General features: G+C 68.2%; 25 protein-coding genes and 1 other RNA gene. 17 read left to right on the top strand and 9 right to left on the bottom strand.

The window, feature by feature from the left end; all coding sequences use genetic code 11:
* Positions 1-120: 120 nt before the first annotated feature.
* Positions 121-1,575 carry a nitronate monooxygenase gene (locus tag NF557_RS11525; RefSeq protein ID WP_252619497.1) on the top strand — a complete coding sequence of 485 codons (1,455 nt, stop codon included), beginning with the start codon at positions 121-123 and terminating at the stop codon, positions 1,573-1,575.
* 61 nt (positions 1,576-1,636) lie between these two features.
* Positions 1,637-2,755 carry a peptide chain release factor 2 gene (gene prfB, locus NF557_RS11520; RefSeq protein WP_252619495.1) on the top strand — a complete coding sequence of 373 codons (1,119 nt, stop codon included), beginning with the start codon at positions 1,637-1,639 and terminating at the stop codon, positions 2,753-2,755.
* Positions 2,756-2,788: 33 nt separating this feature from the next.
* Here prfB and NF557_RS11515 read toward each other — a convergent pair whose 3' ends face one another.
* The gene (locus tag NF557_RS11515) at positions 2,789-3,514 is read right to left on the bottom strand and encodes a L,D-transpeptidase family protein (RefSeq protein WP_252619493.1); all 726 of its coding nucleotides are present in this window, start codon (positions 3,512-3,514) and stop codon (positions 2,789-2,791) included.
* A 252-nt stretch (positions 3,515-3,766) separates the two neighbouring features.
* Here NF557_RS11515 and ftsE point away from each other — a divergent pair, with 252 nt between their 5' ends.
* From ftsE to NF557_RS11490, 5 genes are all read left to right on the top strand, one after another.
* Entirely contained in the window at positions 3,767-4,468 is a 702-nt protein-coding gene (ftsE, locus tag NF557_RS11510) for a cell division ATP-binding protein FtsE (RefSeq protein WP_252619491.1), read from the top strand.
* Positions 4,465-5,388, top strand: a complete 924-nt coding sequence (ftsX, locus tag NF557_RS11505) for a permease-like cell division protein FtsX (RefSeq protein ID WP_252619489.1) — start codon at positions 4,465-4,467, stop codon at positions 5,386-5,388. The genes ftsE and ftsX overlap by 4 nt, the downstream gene beginning before the upstream one ends.
* Positions 5,389-5,402: 14 nt before the next feature.
* Positions 5,403-6,956: a M23 family metallopeptidase gene (locus NF557_RS11500; RefSeq protein ID WP_252619487.1), complete on the top strand. Its 1,554-nt coding sequence runs from the start codon at positions 5,403-5,405 to the stop codon at positions 6,954-6,956.
* 92 nt (positions 6,957-7,048) lie between these two features.
* On the top strand, positions 7,049-7,525 hold the full coding sequence (gene smpB, locus NF557_RS11495; protein WP_252619485.1) for an SsrA-binding protein SmpB: 477 nt from the start codon (positions 7,049-7,051) through the stop codon (positions 7,523-7,525).
* A gap of 77 nt (positions 7,526-7,602) precedes the next feature.
* Positions 7,603-8,022: a CBS domain-containing protein gene (locus tag NF557_RS11490; protein WP_252619483.1), complete on the top strand. Its 420-nt coding sequence runs from the start codon at positions 7,603-7,605 to the stop codon at positions 8,020-8,022.
* A 72-nt stretch (positions 8,023-8,094) separates the two neighbouring features.
* Here the strand turns inward: NF557_RS11490 and NF557_RS11485 are convergent, their stop codons facing one another.
* Entirely contained in the window at positions 8,095-8,577 is a 483-nt protein-coding gene (locus tag NF557_RS11485; RefSeq protein ID WP_252619481.1) for a hypothetical protein, read from the bottom strand.
* A gap of 152 nt (positions 8,578-8,729) precedes the next feature.
* On the opposite strand from NF557_RS11485, the gene ssrA reads away from it, so the two are divergent.
* Positions 8,730-9,096, top strand: a transfer-messenger RNA (tmRNA) gene (gene ssrA / locus NF557_RS11480).
* Between the two features lie 169 nt (positions 9,097-9,265).
* Here the strand turns inward: ssrA and NF557_RS11475 are convergent.
* The 4 genes from NF557_RS11475 to NF557_RS11460 form a co-directional block, all read right to left on the bottom strand.
* Positions 9,266-9,502, bottom strand: a complete 237-nt coding sequence (locus NF557_RS11475) for a hypothetical protein (protein ID WP_252619479.1) — start codon at positions 9,500-9,502, stop codon at positions 9,266-9,268.
* A 101-nt stretch (positions 9,503-9,603) separates the two neighbouring features.
* Positions 9,604-10,266: a GAF and ANTAR domain-containing protein gene (locus NF557_RS11470; RefSeq protein WP_256855744.1), complete on the bottom strand. Its 663-nt coding sequence runs from the start codon at positions 10,264-10,266 to the stop codon at positions 9,604-9,606.
* A gap of 272 nt (positions 10,267-10,538) precedes the next feature.
* A complete protein-coding gene (locus NF557_RS11465; protein WP_256855743.1) occupies positions 10,539-11,153 on the bottom strand; it encodes a GAF and ANTAR domain-containing protein in 615 nt (204 codons plus the stop codon).
* Between the two features lie 353 nt (positions 11,154-11,506).
* The gene (locus NF557_RS11460; protein WP_252619473.1) at positions 11,507-11,896 is read right to left on the bottom strand and encodes a thioredoxin family protein; all 390 of its coding nucleotides are present in this window, start codon (positions 11,894-11,896) and stop codon (positions 11,507-11,509) included.
* Positions 11,897-11,999: 103 nt separating this feature from the next.
* Here NF557_RS11460 and NF557_RS11455 point away from each other — a divergent pair, with 103 nt between their 5' ends.
* The 5 genes from NF557_RS11455 to NF557_RS11435 all read left to right on the top strand — a co-directional run bounded on the left by NF557_RS11455 (position 12,000) and on the right by NF557_RS11435 (position 16,582).
* Positions 12,000-13,415, top strand: coding sequence for an NAD-dependent malic enzyme (locus tag NF557_RS11455; RefSeq protein WP_252619471.1), 1,416 nt, complete (start codon positions 12,000-12,002; stop codon positions 13,413-13,415).
* Positions 13,416-13,428: 13 nt separating this feature from the next.
* Positions 13,429-13,818: a VanZ family protein gene (locus tag NF557_RS11450; protein ID WP_252619469.1), complete on the top strand. Its 390-nt coding sequence runs from the start codon at positions 13,429-13,431 to the stop codon at positions 13,816-13,818.
* The gene (locus NF557_RS11445) at positions 13,815-14,393 is read left to right on the top strand and encodes a YqgE/AlgH family protein (RefSeq protein WP_252619467.1); all 579 of its coding nucleotides are present in this window, start codon (positions 13,815-13,817) and stop codon (positions 14,391-14,393) included. The genes NF557_RS11450 and NF557_RS11445 overlap by 4 nt, the downstream gene beginning before the upstream one ends.
* 39 nt (positions 14,394-14,432) lie before the next feature.
* The gene (locus NF557_RS11440) at positions 14,433-14,744 is read left to right on the top strand and encodes a DUF3039 domain-containing protein (protein WP_252619465.1); all 312 of its coding nucleotides are present in this window, start codon (positions 14,433-14,435) and stop codon (positions 14,742-14,744) included.
* Positions 14,745-14,830: 86 nt separating this feature from the next.
* Positions 14,831-16,582 carry a DEAD/DEAH box helicase gene (locus NF557_RS11435; RefSeq protein ID WP_252619463.1) on the top strand — a complete coding sequence of 584 codons (1,752 nt, stop codon included), beginning with the start codon at positions 14,831-14,833 and terminating at the stop codon, positions 16,580-16,582.
* A gap of 79 nt (positions 16,583-16,661) precedes the next feature.
* Here the strand turns inward: NF557_RS11435 and NF557_RS11430 are convergent, their stop codons facing one another.
* The gene (locus NF557_RS11430) at positions 16,662-17,081 is read right to left on the bottom strand and encodes a Uma2 family endonuclease (protein WP_252619461.1); all 420 of its coding nucleotides are present in this window, start codon (positions 17,079-17,081) and stop codon (positions 16,662-16,664) included.
* A 184-nt stretch (positions 17,082-17,265) separates the two neighbouring features.
* Between NF557_RS11430 and NF557_RS11425 the strand changes: the two genes are divergently transcribed.
* Positions 17,266-18,225, top strand: a complete 960-nt coding sequence (locus NF557_RS11425; RefSeq protein ID WP_252619459.1) for an RDD family protein — start codon at positions 17,266-17,268, stop codon at positions 18,223-18,225.
* Positions 18,226-18,500: 275 nt separating this feature from the next.
* Here the strand turns inward: NF557_RS11425 and NF557_RS11420 are convergent, their stop codons facing one another.
* Both NF557_RS11420 and NF557_RS11415 read right to left on the bottom strand, forming a co-directional pair.
* Complete coding sequence (locus tag NF557_RS11420) at positions 18,501-19,088, bottom strand: isochorismatase family protein (RefSeq protein ID WP_252619457.1); 588 nt, start codon at positions 19,086-19,088, stop codon at positions 18,501-18,503.
* A gap of 25 nt (positions 19,089-19,113) precedes the next feature.
* Positions 19,114-20,478 (bottom strand): nicotinate phosphoribosyltransferase, encoded by a 1,365-nt coding sequence (locus NF557_RS11415; protein ID WP_370584123.1) that lies wholly within the window; start codon positions 20,476-20,478, stop codon positions 19,114-19,116.
* An 11-nt stretch (positions 20,479-20,489) separates the two neighbouring features.
* On the opposite strand from NF557_RS11415, the gene NF557_RS11410 reads away from it, so the two are divergent.
* From NF557_RS11410 to NF557_RS11400, 3 genes are read left to right on the top strand one after another with little or no spacing between them, the layout of a single operon-like run.
* Positions 20,490-21,221: a sulfite exporter TauE/SafE family protein gene (locus NF557_RS11410; RefSeq protein WP_252619455.1), complete on the top strand. Its 732-nt coding sequence runs from the start codon at positions 20,490-20,492 to the stop codon at positions 21,219-21,221.
* A 22-nt stretch (positions 21,222-21,243) separates the two neighbouring features.
* Entirely contained in the window at positions 21,244-21,570 is a 327-nt protein-coding gene (gene clpS / locus NF557_RS11405) for an ATP-dependent Clp protease adapter ClpS (protein WP_370584124.1), read from the top strand.
* A complete protein-coding gene (locus tag NF557_RS11400; RefSeq protein WP_252619453.1) occupies positions 21,570-22,181 on the top strand; it encodes a DUF2017 family protein in 612 nt (203 codons plus the stop codon). Before clpS ends, NF557_RS11400 begins: the two co-directional genes overlap by 1 nt.
* The last annotated feature ends 195 nt before the right edge of the window (positions 22,182-22,376 follow it).

Here is a 22,376-nt window from a genome sequence, read left to right as displayed (position 1 = left end):
AACTCATCAAGGGGGTGGCGCACAGTTGGCGCCGGAACGCTTTCCTACGTTACCGTAGGTTACGCAAGCGAAACTTACGTCTGCGTAAGCCGAGCACCACAGACTCCCGAGGAGGCCCCCGTGGCTCCCACCGCACCCGTTGTCATCCAGGGAGGGATGGGCGTTGCCGTCTCCTCCTGGCAACTCGCCCGCGAGGTCGCGCTAACCGGTCAGATGGGCGTCATCTCCGGCACCGCGATGGACGCGGTGCTCTCGCGCCGGCTGCAGGACGGTGACCCCGGCGGTCACTTGCGCCGCGCGCTCGCTGCCTTCCCCGACGCCGACATGGCGGCCCGGGTGATGGACAAGTACTTCATCGAGGGCGGCCGCGAGCCGGGCACGCCCTACAAGCCGATCCCCAAGCTGACCCTGACGACCAACCGGGCCGGGCAGGAGCTCGGTGTGGTCGCCAACTTCGCGGAGGTGTGGCTGGCCAAGGAGGGGCACGACGGCGCGGTCGGCATCAACTGCCTCGAGAAGGTCCAGATGGCCACCCCGACCGCTCTGCTCGGTGCGGTCCTGGCCGACGTCGACTACGTCTTGATGGGCGCCGGGATCCCGCGCGAGATCCCGCGCCTGCTCACGGAGATCTCGGCCGGCCGCCCCGGCCGCATCACCGCCGACGTCGCGGGAGGCTCGATCACCCGGTTCATCGAGGTCGACCCCGTGGACCTGCTCGGCGACTCCCTGCCGACGATGAGGCGTCCCGACTTCCTGGCCATCGTCTCGATCGATCTGCTGGCCAACTACCTCTATCGCGACCCCGAGATCCGCCCGGACGGCTTCGTCGTCGAGGGCCCGGTGGCCGGTGGCCACAGCGCTCCGCCGCGGGGCAAGATGCAGCTCGACGACGCAGGTGAGCCGATCTACGGGCCCCGCGACGACGCCAACCTGGCCAAGGTTGCCGAGCTCGGCCTGCCGTTCTGGCTGGCCGGTGCCTATGGCACCCCCGAGAAGGTCGAGGAGGCCCTGTCGTTGGGCGCCACCGGTGTCCAGGTGGGCACGCTCTTTGCGCTGTCCCTCGACAGCGGCATCACCCATGCCACCCGCGAGGCCATGCTGCAGGAGCTGCGCGAGGACAGGCTCGAGGTCAGGAACGACCCGCGGGCCAGCCCCACGGGCTTCCCCTTCAAGGTCGCTTCGCTGGAGGACACGGCCAGCCAGGAGGAGGTCTACCAGGCCCGCCCGCGGCTGTGCGACCTGTCCTACCTGCGCACGCCCTATGAGCGTGAGGACGGCGAGGTGGGCTATCGCTGCCCGGCCGAGCCCGTCCACATGTACCTGAAGAAGGGTGGTGCCGAGGAGGCCACGCAGGGCCGCAAGTGCCTCTGCAACGGGCTGATGGCCAACATCGGCCTGGGGCAGGAACGCAAGGACGGGTATGCCGAGACTCGCCTGGTCACCCTCGGCCAGGACCTCACGGGGGCCCGTGAGCTGATCACCAGCTATGTCCAGGGATGGTCGGCCCGCGAGGCGGTCGGCTGGCTCCTCAGCCGCGTCCCCGCCGCCCGACTGCGCACCGTGCAGTTCGCCTGAGCAGACCGCCTCAGCTTGCCGCGCACCGTCGGCGCGGCTGCCTCGCGTAGGCTGTCTCCTTGTGGCAGTGGACTTCGACAATGAGATCAAGGCAATCCGGACGACCGTGAAGTCGGTCCGTGATGTCAGCGACATCGACGGGCTCGAGGTCCAGATCACCGATCTCGAGACGCAGGCGTCCGCGCCGGACCTGTGGGGCGACGTCGAGCACGCCCAGCAGGTCACCAGCCAGCTCTCGCGGGTCAAGGCCGAGCACGACCGGGTCACCAAGATGGAGGCCCGCGTGGACGACCTGGAGGCCCTCGTCGAGATGGGTCAGGAGGAGTCGGACGCCGAGACCCTGGCGGAGGCGGAGACCGAGCTGGCCTCCATCAAGAAGGCCGTCGGTGACCTTGAGGTGCGCACCCTGCTCAGCGGTGAGTATGACGAGCGCGACGCAGTCATCACCATCCGGGCAGGGGCTGGTGGCGTCGACGCCGCCGACTTCGCCGAGATGCTGATGCGCATGTATCTGCGCTGGGCCGAGCGGCACGGTCACCAGACCGCGGTCCTTGACACGTCATACGCAGAGGAAGCCGGTCTGAAGTCGGCCACCTTCGAGGTCAAGGCGCCCTATGCCTTTGGCACGCTGGCCGTCGAGGCGGGAACGCACCGGCTGGTGCGGATCAGCCCCTTCGACAACCAGGGCCGACGCCAGACGAGCTTCGCCGCCGTCGAGGTGATCCCGCTGATCGAGTCCACGGACACCATCGAGATCCCGGAGGCAGACCTCAAGGTCGATGTCTTCCGCTCCTCCGGTCCCGGTGGCCAGTCGGTCAACACGACGGACTCGGCCGTGCGGATGACGCATATTCCGACCGGCACCGTGGTGTCGATGCAGAATGAGAAGAGCCAGATCCAGAACCGAGCGGCGGCGCTGCGCGTCCTGCAGTCGCGGCTGCTGCTGCTGAAGAAGCAGGAGGAGGACGCGGCCAAGAAGGAGCTGGCCGGTGACATCAAGGCCAGCTGGGGTGAGCAGATGCGCTCCTATGTGTTGCACCCCTATCAGATGGTCAAGGATCTGCGCACGGAGTTTGAGGTCGGCTCGACGTCGGCGGTGCTCGACGGTGAGATCGATGGCTTCATCGAGGCCGGCATCCGCTGGAAGCGTGGCCAGGAGCGCGACGCGGCCAACGCCTGAGCCGCGTGGGTCACGGTCCGACCTGCGCCAAAGTTAGACGACGCGGACCGGGGTTCCGGTCGTCATGACGCCCTCCCAGAGCATGTCCATGGCGGGGACGGACACGCGGCAGCAGCCGTGCGAGTCCGGGTAGGGCGGGATGAACTCGGAGCCGTGCACGGCGATGCCGCCGTTGAAGTACTGCGGCCGATAGAGGTCGCCCAGCGGGCCGGTCTGCCACCCGGCACTGTAGGTGGAGAAGACCTCGTAGGCCCCCGTGGGGGTGTGGGCGTCCAGCTCACGGCCATACCAGTCATAGGGCTCGCCGTTGCCGGTCGAGGTGTTCAGCGTCAGCTGGAGCAGCCCGTCGCTCAGCACGGTGAGCAGCTGACGCTCCAGGTCGACCACCACGCGGGTGCCGGCTCCCTGGTCGAGGATCGGTGGCAGTGCCCGGTCGGCCAGTGCCTTGAGGGTCTGCTGTCCCACGATCGCGTCCCGGGTCAGGCCGCGCGCCTTCTGGAGCGCGAAGACCGCCTGCTCGGTCAGGGCGCCGAAGTGGCCGTCTGGCGTGCCGCACCAATAGCTGCGCTGCGCCAGGAACTGCTGGAGCGCATAGATGTGCTGCCCCGAGGCGCCCTTGCGGAGGGTCGGCCACGCGGCCTGGCTGGGTGCTGCGGCGAGCAACGTCACCGCGCCACCGGCGGCCAGAGCTGCGCCCGCCCGCAGCACTCCCCGTCGCGACGGGTTCGGTGCTGCAGCCTTCCTGGCGGTCGTGTCCATGGTCGGACCTGCTTCCCCTGAGTTCCTGTTGCTCTGCTTCCTACACCTTTGCCTGCACAGACGCTTCAGCGCCCCGCCGGGTTGCACTACGTGAGCTGACTCACCACGCCGGAAGCGCCGAGATACCACAATCACACCAGTCACACCCGTACCGTGGCAAGTACCCGCGACAGCCCCGTGTCGCGGACGGCCTACCGGCGACGGCCCTGTGCCGGTGAGGTCCCGCACAACGAAGGCAGCGGTACCCACGTCATGATCGCGTTCGAGAACGTCACGATGCGCTACGCCAAGAATGACGCGCCAGCGCTCCAGGACATCAATGCCGAGATCGGCCGGGGCGACTTCGTCTTTGTGGTTGGCGCGTCCGGGTCCGGCAAGTCGACGCTGATGCGCCTGATCACCCTCGAACGGGTGGCCACCACCGGGCAGGTGCTCGTGGCCGGGCACGACCTGTCGACGCTGCCAACGCGCAAGATCCCGATGCTGCGCCGCCAGGTGGGGACCGTCTTCCAGGACTTCCGCCTCCTGTCGGGCAAGACCGTCAGCCAGAACATCGCCTATGTGCTGCAGGTGCTGGGGACCAAGCGGCACACGATCAAGCAGCTGGTCCCCGAGGTGCTGGAGCTGGTCGGTCTGGAAGACAAGGGGCGGCGCCTGCCCCACGAGCTCTCCGGCGGTGAGCAGCAGCGCGTCGCCATCGCGCGCGCCATGGTCAACAAGCCGCCGATCCTGCTGGCCGACGAGCCGACCGGCAACCTGGACCCGGGGACCAGTGCCGAGATCGTCAGCATCCTTGACCGGATCAACCGCACCGGCACCACCGTCGTCATGGCTACGCACGACACCACGATCGTGGACACCTTCCGCAAGCGCGTGATCCAGCTGCGCGACGGCGTGATCGTGCGGGACCAGGCCCAGGGTGAGTATGCCGTGGTCGAGGAGGGCCTCGTATGAGGTTGGGTTTCCTGCTCGGCGAGGTCGGCAACGGCCTGCGCCGCAACACCTCGATGTTTGTCGCCGTCGTGCTGGTCACGATGGTCTCGCTCTTCTTCCTGGGCAGCGGACTGCTCGCCCAGCGCCAGGTCGACACGCTCAAGGGCTATTGGTATGACAAGGTCCAGGTCTCGATCTTCCTGTGCACCCCCGACACCACTGATGTCGCCTCGTGCGCCGGTGGGGGAGTGACCGAGGCGCAGCGCGACCAGCTCGGCAGCGACCTGGACCGGCTCGAAGGTCTCGTGGAGACCTATTGGTATGAGTCGAACGAGCAGGCCTATGACCGCTTCCGCGAGCAGTTCCGCAACTCGCCGGTGCTGGACTCCATCCCGCAGGAGGCGATCCCCGAGAGCTTCCGGGTCCAGCTGGCCGACCCGACGAAGTATGAGGTGGTCGCCAGCGCCTTCGAGGGCGCGCCCGGTGTGGAGAGCGTCGAGGACCAGCGCGAGGTGGTCGACAAGCTCTTCACCTTTCTCAACGCGGTGAGTCTGTCGGCGGTGGCCCTGGCCGGCGCGATGGTGGTCTGTGCGGTCCTGCTGATCAGCACCACGATCCGGCTCACGGCCTGGAGCCGGCGCCGCGAGACCAACATCATGCGCCTGGTGGGAGCCTCGGCCTTCACCATCCACGTCCCGTTCCTGGTCGAGACCGTGCTGGCGACGCTCCTGGGCGCCGCGCTGGCCATCGGGCTCCTCTGGGCGATGGTGACCTATGGGATCAGCGGCTTCCTCACCGAGCTGCTCGCCGGCCAGACCGGGATGATCGGACTGATCGGCACGCGCGACCTGTGGACCGTCATACCCATCCTCGTCGGCGGTGCCGTGCTGCTGGCTGTCATCACGTCGTGGCTGGCAGTGCGCCGCCACGTCCGGGTTTGAGAAGGGATCGCGAGATGAACGCAACACCTCGACAGCGTTGGGGCGCCGCCACGGCCCTGGCCGTAGCCGGTGTGCTGATGGCGACCCCCGCCGTGGCTCTGGACGACATCCGCGACCGGATTCGCGACGTGGAGCGCCAGGAGGCACAGAAGGCGCAGGACCGCGCCGCCGCGCAGGACCGCGCCGAGGAGTTGGAGCACGACCTGGAGGAGACCAGCGCCGACCTGGTCGCTGCGGACAAGCGGCTCAAGGAGACGACGGCCAAGGTGGAGGCGGCCCGCCTCGACCTGACGGGCGCGGAGGGCGACCTGGCCGACGCCGAGGCCGAGCAGGTGCGCATCGAGGGTGAGCTGGACGTGGCCTATGCCAACGAGGCGAAGATCGAGGGCAGCCTCGCGGACAATGCCGCTGCGCAGCAGGAGACACGGGTGGCGGTCGGTTCGATCGCCCGGGAGTCCTACAAGTCCGGTGGGCTGGGCAACCTGGCGATGACCCTGGAGATGCTGTCGGGGGAGGGTGACGCGATCCAGGAGATGTCGATGGCTCGCACCGTGATGCGGGTGCAGGACAGCACGCTGGAGCGGCTGAGCACCCAGCTGGCGCAGGAGACCGCGGAGCAGGACCGCCTCGCCGGTGTGCGCCGGGACATCGCCTTCCTGCTGGCCGAGGCGGAGGCCAACACGATCCGCAAGCAGGAGGCGCGCGACCGCGCGGAGCAGGCCAAGATCGACCTCGAGGCCCTGGAGGTGCAGCAGGCCAAGGACAAGGAGGCGCTCGAGCTGGAGATCGTCAAGCTCGAGGAGCACCTGGCGAAGGAACAGTCTGAGGCCGACGCGCTCCAGGACGAGCTGGCAACCCTGGCCCAGGAGAAATATGGCCTGAAGCAGGATGAGGCCGCCGAGCAGGCTCGCATCGAGGAGGCGGCTCGGCAGAAGCGTGAGGCCGAGCGCCAGGCGCGACTCGAGCAGGAGGCCGCGGACCGTGCGGCCCGGGAGCAGGCCGAGCGGGAGCAGGCCGAGCGGGAGCAGGCCGAGCGCGAGCGTCAGGAGCGCGAGCGTCGCTCGTCGCCGAGCCCGGCGCCGGCACCCGCGCCGGCTCCAGCGCCTGCCCCTCCGCCAGCCCCAGCGCCTGCACCAGAACCCCCCGCGCCCGCTCCGCCGCCTCCGCCTCCTGCGGCTGGTGTCCTCAGCCACCCGGTCAACGCGCCCACGACCAGCGAGTTCGGCTGGCGGATGCACCCGGTGCTCGGCTATGCCCGGCTCCACGCCGGCCTCGATTATGGCGCCGCATGCGGGACGGCTGTCCGGGCGCCGGCGAGCGGGACCATCATCGGCACGAGCTACAGCCCCGGTGGTGGCAACATCATCACGGTCGACCACGGCGTCATCCAGGGTGTCAACCTGGTCACGCGCTATCTGCACCTGGAGAGCTTTGAGCGCACGGGTGGCGCGGTCGACCGCGGAGACGTCCTCGCGTATGTCGGCACGACGGGAACCTCGACCGGTTGCCACCTGCACTTCGAGACGCGGGAGAACGGCGTCCCGGTCAACCCGCGAAACTGGCTCTGACCCCGACGCCTCGCCAGGTAGTCTGGGAGGTCGCGCCGGACCGCCCGGGCGAGCACACGGCATACAGCAGCCTGGTTGGAGGTGCAGGACCCATGGCCAAGGAGACCGGCCGCAAGCTCATCGCGAGCAACAAGAAGGCACGGCACGACTATCACATCGAGGACGTCATCGAGGCCGGGCTGGTCCTGACCGGGACTGAGGTGAAGTCGCTGCGGATGGGGCGCGCGTCGCTGGTGGACGGCTATGCGACCGACTACCACGGGGAGCTGTTCCTCGAGGGAGTGCACATCCCGGAGTATGTCCAGGGCAACTGGACCAACCACGCCGCGCGCCGGCGTCGCAAGCTGCTGCTGCACCGCCATGAGCTGGACAAGCTGATGGCCAAGGCGGGTCAGGCGGGGCACACCATCGTGCCGCTGTCGCTCTATTTCAAGGACGGGCGCGTCAAGGTCGAGATCGCTCTTGCCAAGGGCAAGCAGCTGCACGACAAGCGCCAGACCCTGCGCGAGAAGCAGGACGCCCGCGAGGTCCAGCGGGCGATGTCCTCGCACCTGCGCCAGCACGGCTGAGCGCGCCCTCGCGGTTGCCGGTCGCGCCGGCCTGGGTGACAGTGGATGGACATGCAGATCCCACACCGAGGAGTGAGATGACGACGGCACGCGAGATCATGAACAGCGGGATCCAGTCCATCCGGGAGGACCAGTCGCTGAGCGAGGCGGCCGCGATGATGCGGGACCTGGGAGTGGGCTGTCTGCCCGTCCAGTCCGGTGAAGGGGCGCTGACCGGCATCATCACTGACCGCGACATCGTCGTGCGTGCGTGCGCCGAGGGTCGCGACCTTGCCTCGACGCCAGCGGGGGAGCTGGCCCAGGGCATCGTCTCCACCATCGGCCCGGATGAGCCCGTCGAGACGATCGTGGACTTGATGGGCAGCCAGCAGGTCAAGCGCTTGCCAGTGGTCGACAACGGCGAGGTGATCGGGATGATCAGCGAGTCCGACCTGGCGCGCAATGTCGCCGAGGACCAGATCCACCACTTCGTCACGATGGTCTATGGCCGCAACTGAGTCAGCCGCAAGTGACCCAGCGGTATGACGCGGGGCCGGCCGTGCAGACCCGGCCCCTCGTCATACCACCAGTCAGGCGGCGTGGCCCAGCAGCTTGTCGGTGAACCGGGTGTGGGCGCCGCCTGAGTCCAACGCCTGCTCATAGCGGCGCAGCACGCCCTGGTGCGGAAAGACCAGCAGCAGCATCAGCAGGATCGTGGGCACGGCGGCGACCGCGACGGTGACCCAGGACGGCTCGTCCGCCAGAAACAACAGGACGACCGCGAGGATTGCCGGGGCCTCCATCAGCGCCAGACGCAGGATGTGCACCGGCTGGACCTTGCCCAGCATTGCACCCACGGTGTCGTCCTCAGAGGCCGCCGGCACCTGGCCGACCATGACCAGCGACACCACGGCGGTGGTCGCGACGAGCCCGAGCAACACCGCGAGCACCCAGGGTTGTGGCAGCACGGTCTCCGGCGCAACGAAGAACATCAAGGCGGCGATGATGGCGATGCCGCCGATGAAGGCGCCGGACAGCACGCGCAGGGTCATGAGCTGACTCGTGGGGTTCACGCCGGTGGACTCTACCCTCCCCGCTGGTCGGCTCGGTGCGGCGGGAATCTGTTGGACCGCGCGGCTGTTGGACAGGTAGTCTGGACCTCCGGTGGTTGCGTGAGCAGCGACCGGACTTGATAACTGCACAGTGTGACGTGCCCCTGCTCCATGGGGGTGATCGGTTTCGACGTTGTTTGCAACTCCAGGAGAAGCGGGTCGAGAATGCAAGGTCAACTCGTTAATGTCCCTTGCAAACCAATAGGTGCCGATTCCAAGCGCACCGACTTCGCCCTCGCCGCCTGAGCGAGCCACGAAGTCTGTCAGCCTGAGCTAGTTTCCGACTCAGTGTCTGGCATCAGCTAGGAAACTTGCTGCGTGATCATGTTGGGGGATCACGCGGGACTCTTACTCAACTGGGCCTGTCAGGGAACGTGTGCGCGCGAGCCCTGGGGCCGAGAAACTCCATAGCGCACTGCACCCGGAGAAGTCCTGGTCTTCCGGCAGCGGACGCGGGTTCGATTCCCGCCACCTCCACTCAACGCGGTGGGCACGTCATACGATGCGGGCACAAAAGCCCCCCATACCTGCGCAAACGCGCTGGTCAGGGGGGCTTTTGCGTTGAGGACAGGAGTAGTCATGTCTACGTATGTGACGGCCAGCATTTCTGTCACACTGCTGGCACAGGGCATGCTGGAGGCGGATCTAACTAGTGATCTTCGGCGTCGTTGTCCTCATCGATCGCGGTCGTCTCGCGGTGGTCCACGCCGTGAGCACCGGTGAGGTCGTCGCTGTACGGTGCATAGATGATGGGGCGGTGGTCGATCAACTCGTTGACCGCGTGAGCCAACATGTCGCGCTCGAGAGGGGGTAGCGGTAACGCGTGATGCAAGAAGGCCTCGACTTCCATCTCCCCTGCGTTGCCACCGATGCTGAAGTAGTGCATCCAGACCTCATGTGCTCCTAGACCGGCACGCTCGCGTGCTCGACGCATCAAGTGGGCCTGTTCATGGTTGACGCGCTCCTCGTCTCCGTCCATCTTTCGCTCTAGGCTCTCGGCGCGATGGAGGGGGTCACAATCGTGCGGGCGAGCTGGGCGACGGGAAGACGTCTGCTGCGCGCGGTCTCCAAGAGACGCGATCGCGCTGTGTCATGGTCAAGATGGTGGCGCTCCATCAGCATGCCAGTGGCCGTCTCAACGGCTTGGCGGTCCTCCAGCATCGCCTGCAGCCCAGCCGACAGTCGCTGCGGCGCGTCGGAACCCTGGGCAACACCCAACAGGGTGGCCGCCGCTCCGGCCAGCAGCAGGAGCCGGTGCTCGTCCTGGATATCAAAACTGTCCGCAGTGGTGCTGTAGACCTTCATGGCACCGATGCTGTTTCCTTTGAATACCATCGGGGCGCTGAGTACCGAACGCACGCCGAGTCCCTGCACCGCGGCGCACCATGTCCTCCATCGGCTCTCGGTGGCTGTGTCGTGAATGTGCTGGACTGCCGTCGTGGCCCAGGCGCTCAGACATGGACCCTCACCAAGTTCATACTGAAGGACGTCCGCGGCCGCGGCGACCTTGTCGGTGGTTCCGGTGGAGGTGCGCTGCCCCGTCTGGTCCATCAGGGAGGCACCTGCTCCGACCGAGGAGGGGACCAGGTCACGGGCTACTAGAGCTAACCGCTCCACCGCTGCAGCGGAGTCCTCCTCGCTCAGCAGCATCCCATGAACACGGGCGAGGGTCGTCGTCAGCTGGGCCACGGGGGTCGGCCCGTCCTGTCCAGATGTCTGGGCACTCATGATCGTCTCCGCTCCGCGTTCCGTCACCTGCACCTGGCCCTGCCGAACGGCCGGCCACCACGTGCGAGCCCTTGTTCCTCACCGTACGCCAACCTGTCTGGTCCGGCCCGCTGTAGACACAGGCGCCGATCGATGGCCCGAAGGGGGCGGATTAAAGGACTCTGCGCCGGCGATTGGCCAGTGGCGTGAGGAGGTTACTGCTGCGGTGGGCGGGGCGCCGCCTGGCGTCCGTTGATGATGTCCTGGGCGAGGTCGAACAACTTGCGATTCTCGTGCGAGGAGAGGCGCCGCAGGACGTCGAAGGCCTTGGCGTCGTCGAGGTCGTAGGTCACCATCACGATCCCCAGCGCCTTGCCGATCGTGGTGCGCCGGTCGTTGGCAAACCGTAAACCCTCGACCTGCTGGGCCTGAGCGATTGCCATCGCGGCGTGCACGGCCAGCAGCCGGGCCACCTCCTGGGCCTCCTCGTCGAAGGCAACCGGCTCGGTGGAGTAGATGTTCAGCGCCCCGAGCTGCTTCTCGTTCGTGAACAGCTGGGTGCACAGCATGCTCTTGACGCCGAAGTCCTGCACCATCCTCGGACCCCACCGCGGCCACCGCGCCTCACGCGCCAGGTCGTCGACGACCACCTGCTCCTGGTCCCAGGCTGCGTCCAGACACGGACCTTCGCCCAGCTCGGCCTGCAGCTCATCACCGCGACGGACCAACTCCGCGGTCGCGCCGATGCTTTCTACCTGACGCTCGCGATGAGCGATGGTGATCCCCGCCTGTGCCTGTCCACCCAGCAGATCCACTGCTGCTTCGCAGATCCGGTCCCGGCCTGCTCGACGTCGTCACCGACCCTGACCTCGCGCGCGAAGTAGGCCATGCGGTCGTTGATGCTCTGGACCTCCATGCGCCATATTATCGCCCACACGCATTGAGTGGGAACCCTGTGTGACCTCCGACGCCTGGCTACTCCATGGAGATCCATCGAGGCACGTGCTAGGGGCTGTCCGTGCGTGTGGCACCCTGGGCCGCGAGCTCGGGCGCGGTCGCCGATTAGCACTTGCATTTCAGCCTGCTCAAGCGATGGTGCCCGGCGGCAGGTCGTCCCAAAGGTCTGTTTGGGATGGCGCACGGCGCCCTCGCCTGGCACGCAGCCAGGCTCAGGAGCAGTTGCTCAGCCCTGGGCCTTGTCGTCAGTCAGCTCGGACTCGGCGGCGGCCAGCTTGGCGCGCACGTCGTCCATGTCGAGGTCCTTGAGCTGGCCGATCAGGCTCTCCAGGCCGGCAGCCGGCAGCACGCCCGGCTGGGCGAAGAGCAGGATGCCGTCGCGGAAGCCCATCACGGTCGGGATCGAGGTGATCTGGGCGCCGGCGGCCAGCTCGCGCTGAGTTTCGGTGTCGACCTTGCCGAAGACGACGTCCTCATGCTTCTCCGACGTCTGCTCATAGACCGGGGCGAAGGCGCGGCACGGACCACACCACTCAGCCCACCAGTCGATCAGGACGATCTCGTTGTCGGACAGCGTCTGGTCCAGGTTCTCGCGGGTCAGTTCAACTGTGCTCATGTGGGTGGCAACGCCAACGCACCCGCGGCGATTCCCGGGGCGACCTTGGTCACACGCGGCGCGCTGGACAGCCAGCCCGTCGGCATACGGGACAATGGCCGGCATGGCTTTCGCTCCGTCTGTCTCCAACTCGATCACGGTCCGTCTCGAACTGCCCGCGCGCGCCACTGCTGTCGGCGAGCTCAGCGCGGCGGTGGAGAAGGAAGGAGGCATGGTCACCGCGGTGGACATCGCCGAGTCGGGGGCCGAGCGGTTGCGCACCGACCTGACTATCGCCACCTGGGGTGAGGAACACGCCAAGCAAATTGTCGAGGCGATGCGCACCGTGCGTGGAGTCGAGATCGGCAAGGTCAGTGACCGCACCTTCCTGATGCACCTCGGCGGCAAGCTGAGCGTGGAGCCCAAGACCCCGATCCGCAACCGCGACGACCTGTCGATGATCTACACCCCCGGGGTGGCGCGGGTCTGCCAGGCGATCGTCGACAACCCAGAGGACGCGCGGCGGCTCACCATCAAGCGCAACACCGTCGCTGTGGTCACCGACGGCACCGCGGTGCTGGGCATGGGAGACATCGGCCCGCTCGCGGCGATGCCGGTGATGGAGGGCAAGGCAGCGCTGTTCAAACGGTTCGCCGACGTCGACGCCTTCCCGATCGTGCTGGACACCAAGGACGCGGACGAGATCGTGCGCATCGTCAAGGCGATCTCACCGGGCTTTGCCGGCATCAACCTCGAGGACATCTCGGCACCGCGCTGCTTCTATATCGAGCGGCGCCTGCGCGAGGAGCTCGACATCCCGGTCTTCCACGACGACCAGCACGGCACGGCGATCGTGGTGTTGGCTGCCCTGCGCAACGCGCTGCGGGTGGTCAACAAGCAGCTGGCCGACGTCAAGATCGTGCTCTCCGGCGCCGGCGCCGCCGGGTCGGCGATCCTGCGCCTGCTGCTGCTGGCCGGCGCGACCCACGTGGTCGTCTCCGACGTGCACGGCATCCTGCACTCCGAGCGCACGGACATCGCCCGCGGCGACAACGCCAACATGGCCTGGATCGCCTCCCAGACCAACCGGGCCGGGCTCCGGGGCACCGTGCAGGACGCCCTGGTGGGTGCGGACGTGTTTATCGGTGTCTCGGCCGGTGGCATCCTCAGCGGTGACGATGTCGCCACGATGGCTACCGACTCGATCGTCTTTGCGATGGCCAACCCTCAGCCGGAGGTCGACCCCGTGGACGCTGCCGAGCACGCCACCGTCGTGGCGACGGGTCGCAGCGACTTCGCCAACCAGATCAACAACGTGCTGGTCTTTCCGGGGGTGTTCCGGGGGTTGATCGATGCCCAGAGCGAACACATCACCGACGAGATGCTGCTGGCCGCCGCGATCGCGCTGTCCGACGTCGTGGGTGAGGACGAGCGCAACCCGACCTACATCATCCCGAGCGTGTTTAACCCGCGAGTCAGCAAGGCCGTGGCAGAGGCGGTGGAGAAGGCTGTCCGCGCACACGACGAGAAGAACGACTGACCACTCCGAGTCCATGCACCCACGATGGTGGCGCGGGCTGCTCTGGGCTGTGCTGCTCATCCTGTTCCTCGCACAGGTCTGGATCTTGTATGCCGTCACGCCAGGGGAGGGGGAGCCGTTCGTCTCCGGACAGGACAAGATCGGTCATCTGCTCCTGTTCGGCATCCCCTTCGCCGTGGCCCTCGTGCTCCGGTCGAGGCCGGCGGCCCTCGGCATACTCGCTCATGCGGTGGTCAGTGAGCCACTGCAGGGGCTGCTGACGACCACCCGCACCGTCGACGTCTGGGACCTGGTCGCGGACCTGGTCGGGATCGGGCTCGCGGCGGTGGGCGTCTGGTGGGTGCGTCGGCGCCGGGCCCGTCACTCGGCCGAGGCGCCCGCGGCTGAGATGCTGGTGCCGTGAGCCAGCCGTCGGATGAAGCGGGGTCGTTGGCCGGGCAGTTGCTCGTGGCCACGCCCCGGACCGGCGCCTTCTTTGCGCGTTCCATCGTCCTCGTCCTGCATCACGACGAGGACGGGGCCACGGGTGTCACGCTGAACCGGCCGATGGAGGCCGGGGTCAGCGCGGTCCTGCCGGACTGGCAGCCGCACGTCACCCCGCCCGGCGTGCTCTTCCAGGGCGGTCCGGTGGAGGTGGACTCGGCATTGGGGATCGTCAGCGTGCCCGGTGGGCAGGAGGCCCAGACCGAGACGCTCGGCATCTCCGTGCTCTTCGGCGGTCTGGCCCTGGTCGATCTGGACACGCCCCCGCCCGTGGTGGTGCCCGAGATCTCGGGCCTCCGGATCTTCGTCGGGTATGCCGGATGGTCAGCAGGCCAGCTCGAGGCCGAGCTGATCGAGGGCGCCTGGTATGTCGTGGAGCGCGAGCCCCGGGACCCGTTCCACGAGTCGGGGGACCTGTGGCGCGACGTGCTGATGCGGCAGCGCAACTCGCTGTCGCTGCTGGCGACCTACACCGAGCACCCCGAGCAGAACTGAGCACGCACTACAGAACTGAGCACGCACTACAGTGGAGACATGTCTTGGAGCATGTCGCAGGAGCCGTTGGACGCCCCCGAGGCGCCCAGCGCACCGTCCACCCAGACCGCGGTCCTGGAGCGGGAGGACACCCGCACCGACCCGCAGCTGAGCGAGCCGGGGGACCACGAGCGCTTCTCGCACTATGTGCGCAAGGAAAAGATCATGGAGAGCGCCATGTCGGGTGACCCCGTGGTCGCGCTCTGCGGCAAGATCTGGGTGCCCGGCCGCGACCCTAAGAAGTTCCCGGTCTGCCCCACGTGCAAGGAGATCTACGAAGGACTCCGCGCACCGCAGGACGGCGGGGAGTAGGTCTCTGAGGGCGCGGCGCGCGGACGACCAGCACGTTTCCACAGGCCGTCCGGAAGTGCTCCGCGGACCTCGTATCCTGATCTGCGATGTCCACCTCAGCCGCCTCTCATCTCTCTCCCGCCTATCCCGAGCGGGCGGCCTGGGGCACCGCCAGCAAGCTTCGGGCCTGGCAGCAGGCAGCGCTGGACCAGTACCTCGCCGAGCAGCCACGCGACTTTTTGGCCGTGGCGACTCCAGGGGCCGGCAAGACGACCTTTGCCCTGAAGATCGCCACCGAGCTGCTCGACGCCGGTGTCGTGGAGCGGGTCACGGTGGTGGCACCGACCGAGCACCTCAAGACCCAGTGGGCCGAGGCCGCCGCCCGCGTGGGCATCAACATCGACCCGCGCTTCGCCAACGCCCAGGGACGCCACGGTGGCGACTTCCGCGGTGTGGTCGTGACCTACGCGGGAGTCGCCAGCAAACCGTTGCTGCACAGAGCGCGGACGGAAGCCGCCCGCACCCTCGTCATACTCGATGAGATCCACCACGGTGGGGACGCGCTGAGCTGGGGGGAGGCGATCCGCGATGCCTTCGAGCCGGCCACCCGCCGCCTCTCGCTGACGGGAACCCCGTTCCGCTCCGACACCGCAGCCATCCCGTTCGTGCGCTACGCCATGGACCACGAGGGCGTCCTGCGCTCGGAGTCCGACTATGCCTATGGGTATGCCGAGGCGTTGCGTGACGGGGTCGTCCGCCCGGTGCTTTTCCTGGCCTACGGCGGGAGCATGCGGTGGCGCACCCGCGCGGGTGACGAGATCTCCGCACGGCTGGGGGAGCCGCTGACGAAGGACGTCTCCAAGCAGGCGTGGCGCACCGCGCTGGATCCCGCGGGTGAGTGGATCCCCACCGTCCTGGCTGCGGCGGACAAGCGACTGACCGAGGTGCGCCGCGGAGTCCCGGACGCCGGTGGCCTGGTCATCGCCAGCGACCAGCGCTCGGCGCGCGCCTATGCCAAGCAGCTGACCGCGCTGACCGGCGAGAAGCCGACCGTGGTGCTCTCTGACGACCCCGGCTCGTCCGGGCGCATCGAGGAGTTCGCCGAGGGGGACTCGCGGTGGATGGTCGCCGTCCGGATGGTGTCCGAGGGGGTCGACGTGCCGCGCCTGTGTGTCGGTGTCTATGCCACGTCCACCTCGACGCCGCTCTATTTTGCCCAGGCCATCGGTCGGTTCGTGCGCGCCAGGCGCCGCGGCGAGACGGCCTCGGTCTTCCTGCCCAGCGTGCCCCTGATCCTCGAGCACGCCGGCTCGATGGAGCTGCAGCGCGACCACGCCCTCAACAAGAAGCGCACCGACGGCGACGAGGTGGACTGGAGCCCGGAGGAGGACCTGCTGGCCCAGGCCAACGCGGAGGAGGGCGCGCCCGATTCCGACGAGGGCAGCTTCGAGGCACTCGAGTCCGACGCCCTCTTTGACCACGTGCTCTTCGACTCCGAGCAGTTCGGACTCGGTGCCGTCCCCGGGAGCCAGGAGGAAGAGGACTACCTCGGACTACCCGGGCTCCTCGAGCCCGATCAGGTGGCCCACGTCCTGCGCGACCGGCAGCGCAAGCAGGTGCGCAACGACGGCGGCAAGGCTGCCGCGCAGCAGGTGTCGGCGCACCGGGCACTCGCCGAGCAGCGCAAGGAGCTCAACAAGCTGGTGTCGGCATATGCCTCGAAGTCCGGTCAGCCGCATGCCATCGTCCACGCCGACCTCAGGCGTCGTTGTGGTGGCCCGGAGCTGGCGACGGCCAGCAGCGATCAGGTGACCGAGCGGATCGCCACCATCCGCAAGTGGTTCGTCGGCCGTCGCTGACTCGTCGGCCTGTCGGCCGGGCATCGGCTGGCGCTATCACCTGTGTTTTCGGTCCGTCGTGTCGCTTGCCACGATCGTGTCAGTGGAGCAGGGCAGCGGGGGAGACGTGCACCGGGAAGGGGTCGGTCACGGTGAAGACCTGCGCCCCGGTCGCGGAGCCGACTTCGGTGAACTCGCCTTGTGCTAGCCGCCAGGCGGTCAGCGACGGTCGCTCCGGGTCGATGACCCAGTAGTGGACAACTCCCGCCTCGGCGAGGGCTGCCTTCTTGAGGTTGAGGTCGATCAGACGCGTGCTGGGGGAGAGCACCTCGATCGCGAGCACCGGCAGCCCGACCATCTTCCGGCCGGCCAGCGCTTCTCGCGTAGCCACCAGCAGGTCGGGTTGCAGCACGATCAGTGCCCCGTCGATGATCTCGTAGCGGTTGCCGTCATCGGGCATCCCCTCCAGGTCCGCGGCGGTGAACACCCGACCGTGCGGAATCTGGATCAGATCGGTCATAACCTCCATACTGCCCCCTCCCGGCAGGTGTCGCCAGTATGCCGAGTCCGTGACACCGGCCCGGAAGTTATCCACAGCCCCCGAGTTGACGGCCGAACCGCGTGCTCGCGGCGCGGGTGGGGTGGCGGGAGCGCGGGGGATGGTCACGTAGGAACTGGCCGGGTCGGCATGGGAGGCTAGGACCATGACGACACGTAACGCAGGCTGGTATGACGACCCGCAGGACAGCAGCCTCCTGCGCTACTGGGACGGCGTGATGTGGACTGAGCACACCAGCCCGCGGCAGAAGCCCGGGTTGGACCAGGCAGGGGCCGGCGCTGCCGGGGGACAGTACGGCCAGGGACAGGACGGCGAGCAGGGTCAGTATGGCGCTCCTCAGGGACAGCAGGGCCAGCATGGTCAGGGTCAGCAGGGGCAGCAGTACGGGGGTCAGCCGGGTCAGCAGGGCCAGTACGGGGGCCAGCAAGGGCAGCAGGGCTACGGCGCGCCCCAGGGCCAGTACGGTCAGCAGGGCCAGCAGAACTACCAGTACGGACAGCAGCAGGGAGGCTGGGGGCAGCCGATGCCCGGTGGCGGCTACGTCGGCACGATGGCCGGGCCGACCACGCCGGACGGACAGCCGCTGGCCGGTTGGGGGATCCGCTTCCTGGCGCGCATCATCGACTGGCTTTTCACGAGCATCGTCTTCGGTCTCATCGCCCTCGTCGTGCTAGCCCCAGACCTGATGGGGCAGTTCCAGGACTGGTTCGACGAGGTCTTCGCGGCGGCAGAGAGCGGTGCTACGCCGCCGACCACGTTGCCCGCGGACCTCAGCGCCAGCCTCCTTCGGGTCGGCCTTGGCCTCGGGGTGATGGCGCTGGCCTACGAGATACTCATGCTCAAGTCCTTCGGTGCGACCCTTGGCAAGCTGGCCACCGGGCTGCGAGTGCGGCTGCGGGACCAGCCTGGGCCGCTGTCCTGGAGCACCGCCGTCATCCGCGCGCTGGTGTGGCAGGGGCCGGGGCTGCTGTCTGGCGTGCAGATGCTGTCCTTCCTCACCAGCATCTTCAGCATCGTCAACGGACTGTTCCCCCTGTGGGACAAGAACAAGCAGTCGCTCAACGACAAGTTCGCCAAGACCAACGTGGTCAAGAAGAGCTCCTGACCCAGACCAGAACCGACGACAGGAACACCATGCAGACCCTCATCGACTCCGCCATCTTCATCGTCCTGCTGACGCTCGTCTTCTGGGCGTTCTATGCCCTCTTCCAGCGCAAGAGCTGACGACGAGGGCCGGCGCCCGCCACCCCACGCGCGCCACTTAGACGACCGTCGTCTTAGAGCCTCGTCGGGTTCTTGGAGCCTGTTGCAACCGGCTCCAAGACGCACACGAGGCTGTAAGACGGGAGTCCGCCCGGTACTGCGTGAGGCTTCTCGAACTCAGGTGCCTGCGGACTTTTTGATCGTGACACCCGCGGCACGCAGCTGCTTTAGCGCGGCTGCCGTGGTCTCCGGCGCCACACCAGCAGTGAGGCCCAAAAGCACCGTGGTGTCCAGGCCCGCCGCCCGGGCATCCAGCGCCGTCGCTCGCACGCAGTGGTCGGTGGCGATGCCGACGACGTCGACCGCGGTCACGTCCCGCTCACGCAGCCAGTCGGCCAGGCCGACCTGCTCGCCCTCCACCTCGGTGCTGCCCTCAAAGCCGGAGTATGCCGCGACATACTCACCCTTTCGGAAGACGGCCTGCACGTGGTCCAGTGCGCCGGCCAGCTCGGGACGAAACTCCGCACCGACGGTCCCGGCCTCGCAGTGCACCGGCCAGGTGTCCACGAAGTCCGGTTCCTCGGACCAGTGGTCACCGGGGTCGACGTGCCAGTCCGCGGTGGCGACGAAAGCGGCATACTCCTCGCCGTGCTGTGCGACATACGTGGTGATGCCGGCGGCAACGGCGGCGCCGCCCTCAACGGCCAGCGAGCCGGCTTCACAGAAGTCGAGCTGGACATCCACGATGATCAGTGCTCGGGTCATGGACCCAACCTAGCCCCGCCCAGGTCTAGTCCTCCTCCACCTCGGTGCGGCTCTGCTCGTCCTGATAGACGGTGCGCAGCGCGGGGTCGCCGTGCGAGAGGCGCAGAGCCTTGGTCGGCAGCTCGGCACGCGAGTTCGCGTGGTGCTCGCGCGCGCTGCGTGCGTCGGTGGGCACGATCACCTCACCGCCGCGCACCAGCTGCACCAGCAGCGGCCGGTCGTCGCCGTCGTCCACCGGCGCACTGCCGATGCCGATGAGCTCCTCGTGCGCGACGCCCGTGCTGTTGCGCCGGCGCAGCGCAAACTTGCGACCGCCCATGGAGGACTTGTCCTTGCTCGCCTTGGCCACGCCCACCATCGTGCCGTCGGCGTCCGCCCGGGCCACCAGCTTGTAGACCATGCCGGCCGCAGGGTGACCGGAGCCGGTCACGACGCGGGTGCCCACGCCATACGCATCCACAGGGGCGGCCTGCAACGCCGCGATCGCGTGCTCGTCCAGGTCGGAGGTGACCACGATCCGGGTGTCCGTCGCGCCCAGGGAGTCCAGCTGCTCGCGCACCTCGTGGGCCTGCGAGACCAGGTCGCCGGAGTCCAGCCGCACCCCGCCCAGCTCGGGGCCGGCCAGCTCGACGGCGAGGGTGACGGCGCCGGTCACGTCATAGGTGTCGACCAGCAGCGTGGTGCTCAGGCCCAGGCTGCTCAGCTGCGAGGCGAAGGCCTCCCGCTCCGAGTCGTGCAGCAGGGTGAAGGAGTGGGCTGCGGTGCCCCTCGTCGGGATGTCAAAGCTGCGGCCGGCCTCCAGGTTGGAGGTGGAGTCGAACCCCGCGATGTATGCCGCGCGCGCAGCTGCCACGGCCGACCTCTCGTGAGTGCGTCGCGAACCCATCTCGATGCAGGGGCGGTCGCCGGCCGTCGCCGTCATCCGGGACGCGGCGGCAGCGATGGCCGAGTCGTGGTTGAGGATCGACAGGGCCAGGGTCTCCAGCACGACCCCCTCGGCGAAGGTGGACTCGACGATCATCAGGGGGGAGCCGGGGAAGTAGCACTCGCCCTCGGCATAGCCCCAGATGTCGCCGGTGAACCGGTAGGACGCCAGGTAGTCGAGCGTGGCCTCGTCGACGATCGTGCGCTCGCGCAGGAAGTCGATCTCCTCGGTGCCGAACGTGAACTCGGCCAGCGCCTCCAGGAACCGGCCGGTGCCGGCCACGACGCCATAGCGCCGGCCCTCGGGCAGCCGTCTGGTGAACGCCTCGAAGACGCAGGGACGATCAGCGTGCCCGCTGGCCAGCGTGGCCTGCAGCATCGTCAGTTCGTAGTGGTCGGTCAGCAGCGCGGTGCTGCGCGGATTCAGAACGCTCACGCCCAGCACTCTAGAGAATTCACGCCCCATAGGGTGAGTTGATGATCTTCGGGGTGCCGCTGTGGGCGTTGGGTGTGATCGCGCTCGCGCTGCTCGTGGGGACCCTGGTGCAGGGTCTGGTCGGCCTCGGTCTGGGGCTGGTGGGGGCACCGATCGCCACCCTGGTCGCACCGGAGCTGATGCCCGGGCTGCTGCTCTGCACGGCTGCGCTGGTGCCGCTGCTGCACCTGGCGCGCAACCGCAAGGAGATCGACTGGCGCGGTCTGGCCTGGGCCCTGCCGGCCCGCATGCCCGGGACCGCGCTCGGTGTGTGGCTGGTCGCCGTGTTCACCGTGCAACAGCTGTCCGTCGCGGTGGGGCTCATGGTGCTCGCGGCGGTCCTGCTCACCTGGCACACGGTGACCGTGCCGATCACCCCGACGACGCTGGTCGGCGCGGGGATCATCTCTGGTGTCACGTCGACGGCGACCTCGATCGGAGGACCGCCCATCGCGATCCTCTATCAGCACCGATCGCCGGTGCAGATCCGCAGCACGCTGGCGGTCTATTTCGTCCTGGGTGCGGTGTTCAGCCTCACCGGCCTGGGCGTCACCGGACAGCTCGAGGCCCGGGAGGTCTGGTTGGCGCTCCTCCTGGTGCCCTTCCTCCTGGCCGGGTTCTGGCTCTCTCACCATGTCGACCGACGAGTGCCGCCAGCGCGGATCCGCAACATCATGCTGCTGGTCTGCGCGGCGTCGGCGCTGGTGCTGCTGGTGCGCAGCCTGGCGACCTGACCTGAGCCGTAGAGTGGGCGCCGTGCTGACGACCTGCTCCCTCCCGCCGACCGGACCCGACGCACCGGGACCGCAGGAGGCCGGTCAGGTCGCGGTGCTGGACCGTCCCGAGGTCGAGCACCCCTGGGTCACGATCGTGTGGAACGACCCGGTCAACCTGATGTCCTATGTCTCGTGGGTCTTCCAGACGCACTTCGGCTACTCCAAGGAGAAGGCCGAGCGACTGATGATGCAGGTGCACGAGGAGGGCCGGTCGGTCGTCTCGACCGGCACGCGCGAGAAGATGGAGGCCGACACCGAGGCGATGCACGGCTTCGGTCTGTGGGCCACGTTCCAGAAGGACGACTGATGGCCACGATGTTCCGGCGCCGCGAGGGCCTCTTGACCGCGACCTGGGAGACGGCCGAGGTGGCGGTCGTCCTGCACCTGCTGCAGCTGACGCACGACTTCGTGGCGCCCGAGCGGGAGAGCACCGGCGACCCGTTCATGGACCTGGTCGCCGGGCTGGGGGGCACCGCCGACCCCGAAGAGCCCAGCGACCCCGCGCTGCGGCGTCTGCTGCCCGCCGCCCACCGCACCGATGCCGAGCAGGCCGCCGAGTTCCGCCGGCTCACCGAGCACACGCTGCGCTCGCGCAAGGCGGCCAACCTGGCGACCGCGATCACTGCGCTGAGTCAGGCCCTGCCGGACGAGGGTGACCACGAGCCCGACGAGCCGGTGCAGCTGGCTCTCGACGCCGGGCAGGCGAGGGCGATGACCATGGCGCTGACCGACATCCGGCTGATCCTGGGGGAGCGGCTGGGGATGCGCACCGAGGAGGACTCCGAGCGTCTCCACGAGGAGTTTGAGCGAGTCCTGCAGGGCGAGGGCGAGATGGACCCGGCGACGGTCCAGCAGATGGCCTACTACGACTTCCTCACGTGGGTGCAGGAGTCGCTCACCGGCGCGATGCTCGGCTGAGTGGGCTGCGTCACGCTGACGGGATCGGCGTCGCGTTAGGCTCAGGGCACCATGACTGAGCAGGCACCCACCCCCAGCCCCGGCACCATCATCGACGCCCGTCAGGATGACGTCGCCCCCGCGCCTGAGCAGGCCGCCCCGGACGGCACCCTGCCCGGCACCGTCCGGCTGCGCGTCGCACCGTCCCCGACCGGG

Source organism: Ornithinimicrobium cryptoxanthini (assembly GCF_023923205.1).
Taxonomy (GTDB): Bacteria; Actinomycetota; Actinomycetes; order Actinomycetales; family Dermatophilaceae; genus Ornithinicoccus; species Ornithinicoccus cryptoxanthini.
Note: the sequence above shows the minus strand (reverse complement) of the source record. Positions and strands in the feature narration are given on the sequence as shown.